Consider the following 15,607-nt stretch of genomic DNA (forward strand, 5'->3'; position numbering starts at 1 on the left):
TTACGTACGTGAAGCTTTTTTATTCTCGGCAGACCGCAAAAAACAAAAAAGCGCGCAGCTTCCGCTGCGCGCTAAGACCAATCGCGATGGTCGGGCGGTATGCGCCCTAGTTTAGCAGGTTCGGCACAATCGTGACGACCGCCGGGAAGAACGCCAACAGCAGCAACCCAAAGACCTGAATGCCAATGAACGGCATCACGCCCTTATAAATCTGCCCCGTGGTAATCGATTTGGGCGCGACCCCCGTAGGTAGAACAGTGCAAAGCCGAAGGGTGGCGTCAGGAAGGACGTTTGCAGGTTCACCGCGATCATGATTGTGACCCATTTGGGATCAAACGTCCCGCCATAGATAACCGGCCCCACAATGGGGATGACGATGTAAATGATCTCCAAAAAGTCGAGCACGAAGCCCAGCATGAACAGCACCAGCATCACCAGCAGGAACACGGTCCATTCATTGTCGAACGAGCGCAGGAACTGTTGGATGTAATGCTCGCCTCCGAATGAGATCAGCACAAGGTTCAGCAGCTGCGAGCCGATCAGGATGGTGAAGACCATGGAGGTCACTTTCGCCGTCTCGCGCACAACGGGCGCCAAGACGCCACCTGCGATCAGAACCCAGCAAGACCAGAGCAGACCAAAGAGTGCAAAGAGGAAGCTGCCGAAGGCCACCAGATAGGCCACCCGGTTTTCAAACAGAACCACTTCCTGCCCCAGACGCATATCAAAGTTCACCCCGACCAAAAGCATCACTACGATGGCCGTCGCGGTCAGCAATACCATGCGGCCGGACCGCCCTTGGTCTTGCAGCTTGCGATACGCCGCCAGCAAGATCGCACCACCTGCACCCAAAGCCGCAGCCGGGGTTGGATTTGTGATACCGCCCAGGATGGACCCCAGCACAGCCACGATCAGCACAAGCGGTGGGAACACCACGCGCAGGATTTCATTGCCAGCCAACAGCTTCGCTGCAACACGCAGGCCATAAAAGGCAATTATTGTTGGAATGGCCAGCAAGAGCGTTGTTTGCCCTGGCGTTGTCAGCGGTGAGATGATGAGGATGTCGGTCAACAGAACCAATCCGACCCCGACCGCTCCAACAATCAGCGGACGCGCATCGGCGCTTGGCGCCACGCCGCGTGCTATAGCCAGCATCAGGCCCATCAAGACCGCAAAGATCGCGATGCCCGACCCGATGGGTGCGGCTGCCTCGACCTTTTGCATCACACGCTCGGCACGTTCTTCGGGTGACAATTCGCGCGCTTGTTCAACCCCGCCAGCCTCATCAATCGCAGCCTGCTCTGCCAGTGCGGTTTGCCATGCTTCCTCACCATGCAGCTCCTGCATGGAGGCCGCACACTCCTCGCTCACGCGGGTCCGCAAGGATGCGGTTTGGCCCGAAGCCGTGAAGCTATCGACGATCACGGATTGCGACCCAACAAGGTTCGTCTGCCCCATACCAATCGCCAGACCGATAATCCCCACAGGCACCGCGAGGAACCATGTGAAGCTATCGTTGCGGGTAATCACCTCGCCACCTTCACTATCGGCGAACTGGACCGGCGGCGCTTTGGATGGGTTGATCAGGGCAAAGATGAAGGCGTAACCGGCATAAAGCCCGGCGAGCATGATCCCCGGCAACAAGGCCGCCTGGAACAATGTGCCGACAGAGACAACCGCTGGCTCACCCAGGAAGGTCAACGCGTCAGAACACCCGGCCAGCTGCGCGCGCTCTTCCTGAGCGGCGGAATACAGATCACCTGCCAACGTACCCAGAAGAACAATAACAATGGACGGCGGAATGATCTGGCCCAACGTACCCGATGCTGCAATGACACCTGTAGAGAGTTGCGGCGAATACCCGTTCTTGAGCATCGTCGGCAGCGCCAATAGCCCCATGGTCACAACGGTCGCACCAACGATACCTGTTGAAGCGGCAAGGAACGCGCCCACGATCACGATGGAGACAGCGAGACCACCGGGCAACGGGCCAAACACCTTGGCCATTGTCGTCAGCAGCTCATCGGCGATACGTGATCGTTCCAGCACAATCCCCATCATGACGAACATCAGCACGGCCAGCAGCGTCTCAATCGACTGCCCCGCCAAGACGCGTTCATTCATCCGGTTGACCATGAAGCCAACATTGCGGTCTAGGGCAACTTCCCAGCCTTGTGGGAACAAGACATCCTCGTAGCGCGGTAGCTCAGGGTATCGGAAAACCGAGATCGCATCCGGCCGCACCCCTTCGGCGATCAACGCTGCATATTCGGCCGAGTTGGTATCAACAGCTGCATGGATAAGCAGGCCAGAGCTGTCGAGGGCTGCGATAATCGCAAAGGAAATCACCGCAGAGCCTGAGATTGCGAACGCAACCGGGAAGCCTGACAGGATCCCTGCGAACAGTGTGAGAAAGACGATAATGATACCGACTTCGATGCCATCTAATCCGAAAAGCATGGGTCTACCGCCTTACTTTAGTGAATGTCTGCGACAAGTTCGGCGGTTTCATCGCCCATCTTGTCTTTGTCGAGGTTCTTGCCTTCGCTTTCGGGCCCTTCTTTCCACTCCAGATAAGAGCGATAGAAGAATGCCACAGCTTGCAGCAGGATCATGGCTGTGAACACCACGAGCAGAACCTTGAAGAGGAAATAGGCGTTAAAGCCGTTGGGCGAGAAACCAATGGTTTCTACATTCCAGCGCAGTGCGCGGGATTGCGTCAACAACCGGTCCAAAGAACTGGACGCCGAGGGGTTGGGCACGACCAGGTGCCGCCACAAGAAGAACCAGCCATAGAGCCATGTCAGGATCGCCGCAGGCACCATCAGCACCATGGACCCGAACATGTCGATCACCCGCTTGGCACGGTAGCTGATCGCGGAATAGACAAGGTCAACACGGACGTGGCCACCTTGAACGAATGTATAAGACGCGCAAAGCGTGACAATCATCGCGTTGTAGAACTTCAACTGTTCTGACCACCAGCTAACGTCATGCGTCACGGTGATCCCAAAACCGATGCTGATTTCCGATACCGCAAAAACACGCTGCATGAAGATGATCACGATCTGCTGCAGCACCATCAACAAACCAGCCCATGCCGCCGTCCGACCGACGATATTGGCAAAGCCCTCAAGGCCGCGCACGCAGCCCCACATAAAACGGTTGTTGATCAGACCAATGATCGTAACAATCAGGAATATCACAAACACGACGAAAAATAACTCGACCGAGGCACCGTAGTAGATAAAGCGCATCAGCGCTTCTTTCTGCTCGGTCTCCATCGGGCCGTTAATCGACGGCAGCCATGACAGCCATGACCCCGGATTAAACAGTGCGTAAAAGAAGTTATAGAATGCGTCGAGCAGGTTGCCAAAGAACCACCCTATCGCGTTTCCACCCCATGCATCGCCAAGGCCCATGAGAATTCCCCTTCGTGGAAGCTGAATTGGATGCCGCCCCGGCACCGCTTGGTGTGAAGGCCCTGATGCCGCGTGGCATCGGGCCTTCACGATGATCTAGATCATGAAAACATGATCCGCCATGTGGGCTTAGCCCATCACGCGGTCACGCTGCTGGCGGTAGGCACCTTCGGACTGTGTGATCCAGCCGGAAGACGCCGCCATGGACGCGTTGTAGCTGGCGCGCAGACGATCATAGATGTCGTCGCCATTGTACTGGTCCATTGTCTCGCGTGCGGCAGTCCCCATTGCATCCCAAACTGAATCTGGGAACTCCAGAACCTGAACACCACCGGCCTGCAGACGCTGCAACGCTGCACCGTTGTTATTCATGAACTGCGCAAGGTTCCACTGGTGTGCTTCGCCAGATGCGATCTCGATGATCTTCTGGTGCTCTGGGCTCAGGCTTTCAAACACATCAAGGTTTGTGGCCAAAGACAGGGCTGCGCCCGGCTCGTGCATGCTTAGGCTGTGTAGTAGAACTTGGTGATTTCCTGGAAACCAGCCTTCTCGTCTGCCCATGGGCCGATCCACTCGGTGCCGTCAATCGCACCGGAAGCCAGCGCTTGGTACACTTCCGCACCTGGCAGGTTCTGAACAGATGCACCCATGCGACCCAGCGCCTGACCACCAAGGCCCGGCATACGGAACTTCAGGCCTTGGAAGTCTTCTGGACCTGCGATTTCTTTCGCAAACCAGCCACCAGCCTGTGGGCCTGTGTTACCAGCGAGGAATGATTTCAGACCAAAGATCGAGCCCAGCTCGTCGTGGAAGGCCTGACCTTCACCGTGGTAGTACCAGTTCGAGATTTCCTGCGGTGTCATGCCGAATGGCACGGATGTGAAGAACGCGTAGCCTGGGTGCTGACCCACAAAGTAGTAGTCTGCGCCGTGGTACATATCAGCCTGACCGGATGTGACCGCGTCAAACACTTCAAACGCGCCAACCAGTTCGCCAGCGGCTTTCAGGTCGATGGTGAGCGAGCCACCGGACATGGCTGTGATGGTGTCAGCGGCACGCTGGGCTGCGTCATGCACACCAGCAAGGCCACGGCCCCATGTTGTGACCAGTGTCAGCGTGCGGTTGCCCTGCGCATATGCTGGTGCGGCCAGCGCCGTTGCTGCTGCCGCAGAGCCACCAAGTGCTGAATTCTTTAGAAATGAACGACGATCCATAAAGTTACCTCCCGGGTGTTTCATCTTTGCGGGCGACGCATAGTGTGCCCACAGATGGATTTCGTGCCGGGACACTAGCGCGACGCCATTTGAGGTGAAATACGTAGTACTGCGTATAATCGCCACTTTTGTCACTTTTTCTAACCAATTCTGCTGATTGTTTGGGCGCTAACAGAAGCGACTCGGACGTCATTCAGTGATTCTTGGCATTTGATTCGCCGGTGATTCTTGGCTAACGATCACCCTATGACGGGCCTTTTTTCGCGTTTGCGTGACATGATCAATATCAGCTACGGACAGAAAGTTTTCCTTCTGGCCACTCTGCCCCTGATCGCGGCTGTCTTTCTCATTACGTTGGTTGTTGGTGCACAATCACGACAGTTGGCTGAACGTGAAATCCAAGCGTTGGAAGCGCAGCTGATCGAAACCAAACGCGCTGAGCTGAAAAACTACCTGTCGATCGCGCGCACTGCAGTAGTGAACACCTATGGCCGCGCGGCCCCCGATGATGCAGAGGCAAAACTGGCCGTCAGCCGTGAATTGGCCGCCATGCTCTATGGGCAGGATGGGTACTTCTTTGTGTTCGATTATGACGGTAACAACCTTGTCGCCCCCCGCCAGACCTATCTGATCGGCAGGAACTGGACTGGGCTGGAAGACCTCAACGGCACTCCTATCACGGATGAGTTGATCCGCATTGCCCGGACCGGCGGCGGCTATCACAGCTTTGACTGGCCCAAACCCTCGACCGGGGCGACCGAGCGCATGATCGTTTATGTCAACGGCCTGCAAGACTGGCGGTGGGCGATCGGTACCGGCGTTTTCATTGATGATGTCCTGGAAAACGTCGCCGCCGCGCGTGCTGATGTGGAAACCCGCATCACAACGACAAGTTACTACATCGTCGGTATTGCCATTACCGCTTTGATCGCCGTTTTCATGACCGGCATGTTCCTGAACCTGCGTGAACGGCGCCTGGCCGATGCCAAGCTGAAACAACTAACCCAACGCATCTTTGACACCCAAGAAGAAGAACGCGGACGCGTGGCCCGCGAACTGCATGACGGGATCAGCCAGATGCTGGTGGGGGTGCGTTACGCGCTGGAGTTGACGCGTCGCAAGGTCGGTGATGATCCGGGCATCCGCGACAGCCTGAACAAGGGCATCGACGGTCTGGGGTCCACAATCCAAGAGGTGCGCCGTATCAGCCGCGACCTGCGCCCCGGCGTGCTGGATGATCTGGGCCTCGGCCCTGCCCTTCAGGCCCTGACCGATGATTTTTCGACCCGGACGGGCATTGCCGTGGAGTTCGAGACTGTCGTGTTCCGCAACCGCCTGGACCAGGAGGCACGCATTGCGCTTTACCGGATCGCCCAAGAGGCGCTGACCAATATCGAACGCCACGCAGAGGCTGAAACCGTACAGGTCAGCCTGAAAGGAAACCGCAAGGGGGCATTCCTGCGGGTTGTGGACGATGGCGTTGGTATGACATGGCCACAACAGGAACGCCGCCCCAGCGCCGGATTGGGCCTGCGCAACATGCAAGAGCGTATTGAGCAATTGGGTGGGACGCTGCGGATCCTGTCAGCACGCACCGGAAAAACCGGCACCGTCATTGAAGCACAGGTGCCGCTGAGCCATATGCTGCGCCCACAAAACACAACAAAGGAAAGCGCATGACGACCCGCGTTCTTATCGTAGATGATCACCCGATGGTCGCCGAAGGCATCCGGTCTTTGTTGGAAAGCTATGACGATCTGGAAATCGTTGGCACCTTGGGCAATGGGCAGGAAGCTGTTGATCAGGCCGTCACGCTGGCCCCCGATGTGATCTTGATGGACCTGAACATGCCCGGCCTGTCCGGGCTGAACGCGACCGAGATGATTTTAGAGAAGCAGCCCGATACCCGGATTGTGATCCTGTCGATGCATGACAGCCCCGAATACATCTCAACCGCGCTGAGCCATGGCGCACGCGGATACATTCTGAAAGACGTGCCGACCGAGGAAATCCATACGGCCATTGAAACGGTGATGGCAGGTGGTGAATATCTGTGCACAGGGGCGAAAGGGTCACTGCAACCCAAAATCAGTGACGGGCGCGAAACGCTGACCAGCCGCGAGCAAACGATCCTTCTGGAACTGGCGCAAGGACAATCAAACAAAGATGTCGCCAACACCTTGAACATCTCGGTCCGCACGGTCGAGACGCATCGCAAGAACATCAAACGCAAACTGGGGATCAGTTCGACCGCGGGCCTAACACGTTATGCGCTAGAACATGGGGTTTTGCAGGGCACAGGGATTTAACGATCCGTTGAGGTGACGTGTTTCAAATGGGCCGTCATCCGTGAAACACACCCGCATGCGCCGATGCGATGCCTTGCGCATGTCGATGCAGAGAGAAGACAGGCCCATTGCGGTATACATTTCCCGCTCGTCTCCAAATGCTATCAACGAGGCGGTATAACGGACTTTATCACATGATCCCGTCATGGTCGGGTGCGCGCACATCGCTGCCCTTTACTGACTTCCGGAACTGATCGCAGATGAAATGAACACTCCGAGCGGCTGGTTTCTTAAGTAAGCTAACGGACTGGTACGCTTTTCATCTGCAGGATTGAGCAGATGGGTAACCAAAAAGCGCTGCTTAAACATCTTTCTCCGATCCCTCAGACAACGCCAAACTAGAATGGAAGCTGCAATGCGCACTGTTCATAAAGTGGCAAAGCCACTCCACCCCGAGGCGCCATAAACAAGCGCGAATGTATCTATCCTGTGGATATCCAGAACTCAGCTTGACAGCAGTTCGAAATTGAGAAAATTCTCAATTGCGCGACCGCTTTGGTTTGCTGACAGCACCGGGACCTGCGGTTCTGTCACGTCAGGCGTTCGGGCACAGAAACCAGAGGCCTAGGGTGCGTATGTGTATAGGTTTAGGACTTTGGGGCCTTCCCGCTAGACCAGCTACGAGCAAACATAAGAGAAGCAAAAAGTGACCGATTTCACGCAGGTACCCACGACAGCCCCTAGCGGGGCGATGTCATCCCTTTCACTGCATCTTATTGTGCAATGATTACCAGATTATCGGTGCAATACACCTGATCGTGCTGCCCAGGTTATCGGTGCTAGAATTTCCGAGCAACCGCGACCATCTGGATTCACTTCCATCCAAAACAATCAAGTCAAAACAAGAGGCATTCAATGAAAACCGAGCACGCCAACATCGATCTCATCTCTACAATCAACATCACTGACATGGCCGCGGATACAGACCGTTTTCACCCTGACGTGATCTGGCACTTCTTCAACCCGAATGCCCCCGAGTTGGCAGGCTCTTACAATGGCTTGACGGGAATTGCCGACTTCTTTCGCAAGGTTCGTAGCTACGGCAATGGCTCTTTTCAGGTAAATCCACGGGGGGCATGGGCCGTTGGCGATGAACTGGTCGTTGTTCAGACTCGCAATCGGCTTGGCGATGGGGCAACGGCGATCGAGTTCGATGTCGTTCTGGTGTGGCGTGTCATCGAAGGCAAGGTTGCCGAGGTTTGGGACATTCCATCTGTTCAAGCGGCCTGATGGGAGCTGTCCATTCGGTACGTTCTTACGGTGCCTCGCGCGTTTTGGGAGATTAAAAACGTGAACCTTGGTGCCAATGCGGCTCAAGTCAACGGACCAATGGGAATGCTCTCGCTTGGCCAATCTCCGTTATCAACAGAACTTGTGAGAGAACTCTTGCGGGAACCCATAACTATGGAAATTGGAGAAACCGCTCCCAGCAAGTGAAATAGGCACGATTTGCAACGCTACGTCTCGTGATCACAAGGTGAATAGAAGCTGCACACTTTGCCGCAAAGTTACCTGAAATCGCTCTGAGATCGGTTCAGATGGCGGCATCGCGCCGTTTGGGCACAAAATCGCCATGCGGCGGTTTGGCGAACAATGCAATCACTGTTGACAGTCATCCACATAAAATGGCCCCGCGCCTTGGGATACGCGGGGCCTTCTTTTTGTCGATAACAGCTTAGTTTTCGACGGTATCCTTGACGCCTTCGCGGACAATATTGAACCACTCACCCGACAGGCGCAGCTCTTCCAGACCGGCGTTGATGATCGGCAGCGCGTCATTGGCGAACTGGTTATTCTTTGAGACGAAGACATGCATCGTCACAGCCGAGGTCAGCGGCTCCAGCTTTGCGATCTGCCCGTCCAGGCCCAGATTGCGATAGTCTTCTTCTGCGGGCAGTGCATCCAGCGTGATGACGTCCACCTCGCCATCCAAAAGCAGCTGCCAGCAGCCATTTTGAGGCACAGTAGTCTTGAGCTCAACATTTGGCGGCATCAGTTCCTGCGCTTCAAGGTCGAATGTGAACCATGCTTCCGGGCGGCACAGACGGGCGCCGAATAGCTCGGGATAGGTTGTGACGTTTTCATACTGGCTGCCCGCCAGCGTGTAATAGCCGACAAGCGCCTCATAGAAAGGTTCGGAATGGTTGAAATCTGTGCACCGGTAGGCACTGGACGGTGACAGGTTTTCCACCCGGTCACAATCTGGCTTGAACCATGGGAACACCATATCAACAGCGCCCGTTGGCAAGAGTGTTTCAAGATGCGAGCCCCAGTCATTGATAAAGATCAGATCATAGGCCTGATCGGCGTTACCCAACTCCATTGAACGGTTGACCATCTGTGTGATCAGACCGCCGCCCGGGGCATCTTCATCCGTGAATGGTGCATATCCCGACGCCGTCGCAATCCGAAGCGTACGGTCAGGCTGTGCCGTGACGGGTGCAGGCGCGGTTGATGCCGGCGCTGCACGCGCCGCAGTCGTTGGCAAAGAACCGTCGGCACAAGGAATGGTCAGAACCTGGCCCACTTCCAGCAGATTGGGACTTTCAAGGACATTTGTATTGGCATCAAAGAGCGTTTGGAAACCACCGACGACCTCCGCGGTCGATGCGATCACGCTCAGCGTATCACCGCGCACAACGGTATAGGTCGAGCATTGTTCCTGCGCGGCCACCTGCTGCGGTGACATCAGCGCAAGACCTGCTGTCATGGCAGCAACGGCGGCAAGACTTGTTGATGTCAGAAAGACGCGCTTGGTCAAGCTCTGGTCAAGGTTGTGTGTGGGCATGGAGAGTTCTCGCTCATTAAGGTTTCGTTTTACGCATCTATCCTATCAAAAAAGGCGAAATGTTGACATAATCGCGGTTAATAAAAACACAGCATTTTTTCACGTCTGGCCTCTGAAAAAATGGAAATCGCCATAAACACTATGCTAAGGCGACGCATCAGTGAATTATTTCCGCAAATTTTCATACACTCGCCGCAAAGCCGCCACACAATACTGAACAGACTGCATTCATTAATGCGATTTCGTAAACAGTATGCCGTCACGATTGCTCTCTCTCCCAACTCCGAGGACTTACATATGAAAATTTCAACGATACTTTCAGCCACAACAGGTACCGCTGCATTGGCCGCAGCATTCATGAGCATCAGTACATCCGCTGCCGCGCAAAGCATTCAGTGCGGTGCAACATACACTGTCGCTGCCGGTGACTCGCTATCCAAGATCGCCGCCGCCGCATATGACGATGCATCCGCTTTCCAGATTATCTATAGCGCGAATGCGGACACCGTTGGCCCGAACCCCGGCGTGATCTCTGTCGGCATGCGCCTTGAGGTGCCTTGCCTGGGCGACACCGTAGCCTCCACAGCAGCGGCATTGACCGAAGAGGTCGGCGTTGAACGTCTGCCGTTCCCCGACACCCGTCAGATCCGTGTGGCGCAGGGATCAAACTGGGCGCCATTCGCCAATGAGGAGCAAGCACAGGGCGGCATGATCACCGAGATTGCCAATGTCGCATTGGGCAACTCTGCCGGGGGGACACCTTACAAGATCGACTTTATCAACGATTGGGGTGCGCACCTGACACCTCTGGTGACGGACCACGCCTATGACTTCAGCCTCAGCTGGTTCAAGCCGAACTGCGACCAGATCGAACGCTTGGGCGAAGACAGCCAGTTCCGCTGTAACAACTTCGACTGGACCGAGCCGATGTTTGAGCAGGTGTTTGGCTATTATACCCGTGCGTCCGAACCAGAAGTCACTGCCTATGAACAGTTGTTGGGCAAGGTGGTTTGCCGCCCTTCCGGTTATGCCACATTCCAACTTGAAGAGAATGACCTGAAAGAACCAAACATCACTTTGATCCGCCCTTCCGATCCGGGTGAGTGCTTTACATCGCTTGTCGCTGGAGACGTCGACGTGGTTGCACTGGCCGTTGATGCAGCCGACGGTGCGATGGTCGCAACAGGGACAACCGATCAGATCCGTCTGAATGAGGGTTTGGCACAGGTTCTGACGATCCACGGCGTGATCGCCAAGAACAACCCGCAGGGCAAAGAAATGCTGGCGGAATTCAACTCGGGCCTGCAGGCCATCAAGGACACCGGCGAGTGGTTTGAGATTGTCCGCCGCCACCTGACCGAGTTCCGGGCGATGACACAGGGCTAACGCCTTCCCAACAAACAAAAATGGCGCGCCGGGCCCTTCTGGCGCGCCGTTTTTGTTTCCGTTACGGGATGCAGCCTTGCTCCTGCGACATTCCGCCCCACATTGATTTGCAACGCACACTAGAAAACCGGAAGAACAATGTCTGATACACCCGCCTACACCCCCCAAAAGTCTGGACTTGGGACACCGAAAGTGGTGGCAAATTCGGCAACATCAATCGCCCTATCGCGGGGCCCACCCATGACAAAGACCTGCCAGTCGGGAAACACCCGCTTCAATTGCATTCTCTGGCCACCCCAAATGGCGTCAAGGTCACGGTTATGCTGGAAGAGTTGTTAGCCGCAGGCCACGCGGCCGAATACGATGCGTGGTTGATCAACATTCAAGAGGGTGATCAATTCAGCAGCGGCTTTGTCGATGTAAACCCAAACTCCAAGATCCCCGCTCTTTTTGACAAGGATACCGGTGTGCGGGTTTTTGAGAGCGGCGCGATCCTGCTCTATCTGGCCGAAAAATATGGCGCCTTCCTGCCCAAAGGCACCCCAGAGCGGACTGAGACACTCAACTGGCTGTTCTGGCTGCAAGGGTCCGCACCCTATCTTGGTGGCGGCTTCGGCCATTTCTACGCCTATGCGCCAGAGAAATTCGAATATGCCATCAACCGCTTTGCGATGGAAGCGAAGCGCCAGTTGGATGTGCTGAACCAGCGATTGGAAGACAGCGAATATCTGGGTGGAGATGCGTACTCAATCGCAGATATGGCGGTCGCGCCCTGGTACGGGGCTTTGGTCAAAGGTCAGGTCTATGAAGCGGCCGAATTCCTTGATGTTGCGTCCTACGAACATGTCAATCGCTGGACCGATGCCGTCATGAACCGCCCGGCCTACCAACGCGGCAGAATGGTGAACCGCGCTTGGGGTGACCCGGCGTCGCAATTGCGCGAACGTCATGACGCAGAGGATTTTGACACACAGACATGGGATAAGATTGGCGATGGCAAATGAATTCAATAGCTTAGAACACGTGTCACAACGATTTCGGCGCATCTTTGTTTAGGCGCCGACAAACTCGCCGAAAGAAAGTTACCAAAAATCGCCCAATGACGACATTTTCTCCGCGATCACTGTTGACCCCCCTTTCCCGCCACATTAATGTCGCGCCAAGCAAAGGAACCAACATGACACAGGTCGTACTAATTGTGAGAAACACGCGCATGGGCCGGTAACGGTAAGACCATAACGATCCCATGCGCCCCCGACAGTCTCGGGGGTTTTTTTGTGACTGATGAAACCAGATACGCGAAGGACGCGAGACAGATGACAAAAGCCATGACGGGCGCAAAAATGGTGGTTCAGGCTCTGATAGATCAGGGCGTGGACACAGTCTTTGGATACCCCGGTGGTGCTGTCCTTCCGATTTATGACGAGATTTTTCAGCAAAACAGCATCAAGCACGTGCTGGTGCGTCACGAACAAGGGGCGGTGCACGCTGCTGAAGGCTATGCGCGCTCCACCGGCAAACCCGGTGTCGCTTTGGTCACCTCTGGCCCCGGTGCCACGAACGCCGTGACAGGTTTAACCGATGCCTTGATGGACAGCATTCCGATTGTTGTGCTGACCGGACAGGTGCCGACCTTCATGATCGGCTCTGACGCGTTTCAGGAATGCGACACCGTTGGCATCACCCGCCCCTGTACCAAGCACAACTGGCTGGTGAAAGAGACGGATCGTCTGGCCCCTACCCTACATGAGGCGTTCCATATCGCCACATCTGGCCGCCCCGGCCCCGTTGTGATCGATATTCCCAAGGATGTGCAATTCGCCACCGGCATCTACACCGAGGCGCGGCAAGTTGAGACCCACTACAACCCGCAAGTCAAAGGTGACATGGAGATGATCACCGAACTGGCGGCGGCCATGGAAACGGCCAAGCGGCCCCTCTTCTACACAGGCGGCGGCGTCATCAACTCTGGTCCCGCAGCATCGCAGCTGCTGCGCGAACTGGTTGCAGCCACTGGTTTCCCGATCACATCCACGCTGATGGGCCTGGGCTGCTACCCCGCGTCCGGCGACAATTGGATCGGCATGTTGGGTATGCATGGCCTCTATGAGGCGAACATGGCGATGCATGACTGCGATCTGATGATCAACATCGGCGCGCGCTTTGACGACCGGATCACGGGCCGTTTGGACGCCTTCAGCCCCGGATCGACCAAGGCACATATCGATATCGACGCGTCCTCGATCAACAAGGTGATCAAGGTTGATATTCCGATCCTGGGTGACGTGGCCCATGTTTTGGAAGACCTGTTAAAGGTCTGGAAATCACGTGGACGCAAGACCGATAAAGAGAATGTGCAGAAGTGGTGGCACCAGATCAATGACTGGAAAAAGGTCGATTGTCTGGCGTTTGAACAGAAGGGCAAAGTGATCAAACCGCAGTACGCATTGGCCCGGCTGGAAGAGCTGACCAAGAAGCACGACCGCTACATCTGCACCGAGGTCGGCCAGCACCAGATGTGGGCCGCGCAATACCTAGGCTTTGAAGACCCCAACCGCTGGATGACCTCCGGTGGTCTGGGCACGATGGGTTATGGCTTCCCCGCCTCAATCGGTGTGCAGATGGGCCATCCGGAGGCGTTGGTGATCAACGTGGCCGGTGAGGCCTCATGGCTGATGAACATGCAGGAAATGGGCACGGCGATGCAATACGGCCTGCCGGTCAAACAGTTCATCCTGAACAACGAACGGCTGGGCATGGTGCGCCAATGGCAAGAACTGCTGCATGGCGAGCGGTATTCATCCAGCTGGTCGGAATCGCTGCCTGACTTCGTGAAACTGGCCGAGGCGTTCGGGGCAAAGGGCATCATCTGCGACAATCCCGATGATCTGGACGATGCGATCATGGAGATGATCAACCACGACGGTCCGGTGCTGTTCGATTGTCTGGTGGAAAAGCACGAAAACTGTTTCCCGATGATCCCCTCCGGCAAACCGCACAATGAGATGCTGTTGGGCGAAAACGCGGACACGGCGAATGCGATCAAATCTGACGGCGCGGTGATGGTGTAAGTGCTCACGCAATTCATCATCTTGGCCACAATACGGACGTTGGTCTTTCAACTGCTCTTTGCATTCTCGATGTCAAAAGTAGTTGAAACCATGTCAAAGCGCCGTGCCATCGCAGCTGCCATTGCTCTTTTGGCTGCTGCGGCGCTGGACGGCATCACCCCAGATGGTTGGGAGATTGAGTACGTTTTAGGCCACCCCTTCTATTTCTACTTGTTCCTGAACGGGCCTGTCGTCTTGCTGGTACTAGTATTCCTACTTGTGTTTCAACGACAGGAAACGGTGCAAGAGGACCCATTCAGTTAAGCAAAACAACACGCGATCAAGGCTTTAGCAACAAGCCGGACGCTAAATACCAAGAGGACATCACATGTCACCGCTCAAAATCAAAAAAGGCGCGACCAGCCACTCTGCCTATGACCTAAGGCCAACGTTTTCAGACAAAGAAGAACGCCACACGCTTGCCGTTCTCGTCGAAAACGAACCCGGCGTTCTATCCCGTGTGATCGGCCTGTTTGCTGGCCGTGGTTATAACATCGACAGCCTGACCGTGGCTGAGGTTGACCACCTCGGTCATCGCAGCCGCATCACCATCGTGACCTCGGGCACACCCCAGATCATCGTTCAGATCAAGGCACAACTGGGCCGGATCGTTGATGTGCATAAGGTCAATGATTTGACCGTCGAAGGGCCATCGGTGGAACGCGAACTGGCGCTGTTCAAAGTCACTGGCACAGGAAACGACCGGATCGAGGCGATCCGTCTGGCCGATATTTTTAGGGCAAGTGTGGTCGATAGCACCTTGGAATCATTTGTCTTTGAGATTACAGGCACGCCTGAAAAAATTGACGCTTTCGCAGAACTCATGCAGCCCTTGGGTTTGGAAGAGATTGCGCGCACCGGCGTTGCGGCCCTGTCGCGCGGTGCTGTCGCCTGATCCTCAAAAGGCACGTCCGGGGGAGGTTCCGGGCGTACCTTTACGCAATCCCCCGCGCCCGATTGGGGCGTGACGCGAGGGACGCAGTGGGTGGCCCTGATCAGAGGCTGGTCCGGGCCACGCGCCACTTACTAGGCTGGCAGCAGGCCAGCTTCTGTCGCAACAGCGATCTCGTCCGCATCCAACAGGCCATCGCCAGATGTATCAAGGACGGTGAAATCCTCTTCCGTCATTTCGGGCATTACGGCCTGAACCTCAGGATAGCTGTACATGCCATCGCCGTTGATATCGATCGCGGCGTCTTGAGCAAAGCTGGGAACAGCCAGCGCGGTGAGTACAGCAATTGGTGCGATCAGCTTAAGTGTACCTGTCATTTTCTTTCTCCTATTAGGACATGAAGAAGACATTGTTGCCTTCGCCGAAACAATTGGACGCCCTTTCCCA

Annotated in this window: 10 protein-coding genes and 3 pseudogenes; 8 read left to right on the forward strand and 5 right to left on the reverse strand. The window is 55.6% G+C overall.

What is annotated here, in order from left to right; all coding sequences use genetic code 11:
* Positions 1–106: 106 nt before the first annotated feature.
* The 3 genes and pseudogenes from QTO30_RS06105 to QTO30_RS06115 all read right to left on the reverse strand — a co-directional run bounded on the left by QTO30_RS06105 (position 107) and on the right by QTO30_RS06115 (position 4,636).
* Positions 107–2,460 (reverse strand): annotated as a pseudogene (locus QTO30_RS06105) (TRAP transporter large permease).
* 17 nt (positions 2,461–2,477) lie between these two features.
* Positions 2,478–3,422 (reverse strand): TRAP transporter small permease subunit, encoded by a 945-nt coding sequence (locus tag QTO30_RS06110; RefSeq protein WP_340423204.1) that lies wholly within the window; start codon positions 3,420–3,422, stop codon positions 2,478–2,480.
* A gap of 129 nt (positions 3,423–3,551) precedes the next feature.
* A pseudogene (locus QTO30_RS06115) lies at positions 3,552–4,636 on the reverse strand (TRAP transporter substrate-binding protein).
* 246 nt (positions 4,637–4,882) lie between these two features.
* Here QTO30_RS06115 and QTO30_RS06120 point away from each other — a divergent pair.
* The 3 genes from QTO30_RS06120 to QTO30_RS06130 all read left to right on the forward strand — a co-directional run bounded on the left by QTO30_RS06120 (position 4,883) and on the right by QTO30_RS06130 (position 8,214).
* On the forward strand, positions 4,883–6,316 hold the full coding sequence (locus QTO30_RS06120; protein WP_340423206.1) for a cache domain-containing protein: 1,434 nt from the start codon (positions 4,883–4,885) through the stop codon (positions 6,314–6,316).
* Positions 6,313–6,945 (forward strand): response regulator transcription factor, encoded by a 633-nt coding sequence (locus QTO30_RS06125; RefSeq protein ID WP_340423207.1) that lies wholly within the window; start codon positions 6,313–6,315, stop codon positions 6,943–6,945. Before QTO30_RS06120 ends, QTO30_RS06125 begins: the two co-directional genes overlap by 4 nt.
* 894 nt (positions 6,946–7,839) lie before the next feature.
* Complete coding sequence (locus QTO30_RS06130) at positions 7,840–8,214, forward strand: nuclear transport factor 2 family protein (RefSeq protein WP_340423208.1); 375 nt, start codon at positions 7,840–7,842, stop codon at positions 8,212–8,214.
* A gap of 445 nt (positions 8,215–8,659) precedes the next feature.
* Here the strand turns inward: QTO30_RS06130 and QTO30_RS06135 are convergent, their stop codons facing one another.
* A complete protein-coding gene (locus QTO30_RS06135) occupies positions 8,660–9,772 on the reverse strand; it encodes a LysM peptidoglycan-binding domain-containing protein (RefSeq protein WP_340423209.1) in 1,113 nt (370 codons plus the stop codon).
* A gap of 297 nt (positions 9,773–10,069) precedes the next feature.
* Between QTO30_RS06135 and QTO30_RS06140 the strand changes: the two genes are divergently transcribed.
* The 5 genes and pseudogenes from QTO30_RS06140 (at position 10,070) to ilvN (ending at position 15,163) form a co-directional block, all read left to right on the forward strand.
* On the forward strand, positions 10,070–11,158 hold the full coding sequence (locus QTO30_RS06140; protein ID WP_340423210.1) for a LysM peptidoglycan-binding domain-containing protein: 1,089 nt from the start codon (positions 10,070–10,072) through the stop codon (positions 11,156–11,158).
* Positions 11,159–11,319: 161 nt separating this feature from the next.
* A pseudogene (gene yghU, locus QTO30_RS06145) lies at positions 11,320–12,162 on the forward strand (glutathione-dependent disulfide-bond oxidoreductase); the annotation flags it as partial.
* A 312-nt stretch (positions 12,163–12,474) separates the two neighbouring features.
* Positions 12,475–14,229 carry an acetolactate synthase 3 large subunit gene (locus tag QTO30_RS06150; RefSeq protein ID WP_340423211.1) on the forward strand — a complete coding sequence of 585 codons (1,755 nt, stop codon included), beginning with the start codon at positions 12,475–12,477 and terminating at the stop codon, positions 14,227–14,229.
* A gap of 90 nt (positions 14,230–14,319) precedes the next feature.
* Entirely contained in the window at positions 14,320–14,532 is a 213-nt protein-coding gene (locus QTO30_RS06155) for a hypothetical protein (protein ID WP_340423212.1), read from the forward strand.
* Between the two features lie 64 nt (positions 14,533–14,596).
* The gene (ilvN, locus tag QTO30_RS06160) at positions 14,597–15,163 is read left to right on the forward strand and encodes an acetolactate synthase small subunit (RefSeq protein WP_340423214.1); all 567 of its coding nucleotides are present in this window, start codon (positions 14,597–14,599) and stop codon (positions 15,161–15,163) included.
* A 131-nt stretch (positions 15,164–15,294) separates the two neighbouring features.
* On the opposite strand, the gene QTO30_RS06165 is transcribed toward ilvN, so the two are convergent.
* Positions 15,295–15,537, reverse strand: a complete 243-nt coding sequence (locus QTO30_RS06165; protein WP_340423216.1) for a hypothetical protein — start codon at positions 15,535–15,537, stop codon at positions 15,295–15,297.
* Positions 15,538–15,607 lie beyond the last annotated feature (70 nt).

Source organism: Yoonia sp. GPGPB17 (assembly GCF_037892195.1).
GTDB lineage: Bacteria > Pseudomonadota > Alphaproteobacteria > Rhodobacterales > Rhodobacteraceae > Yoonia.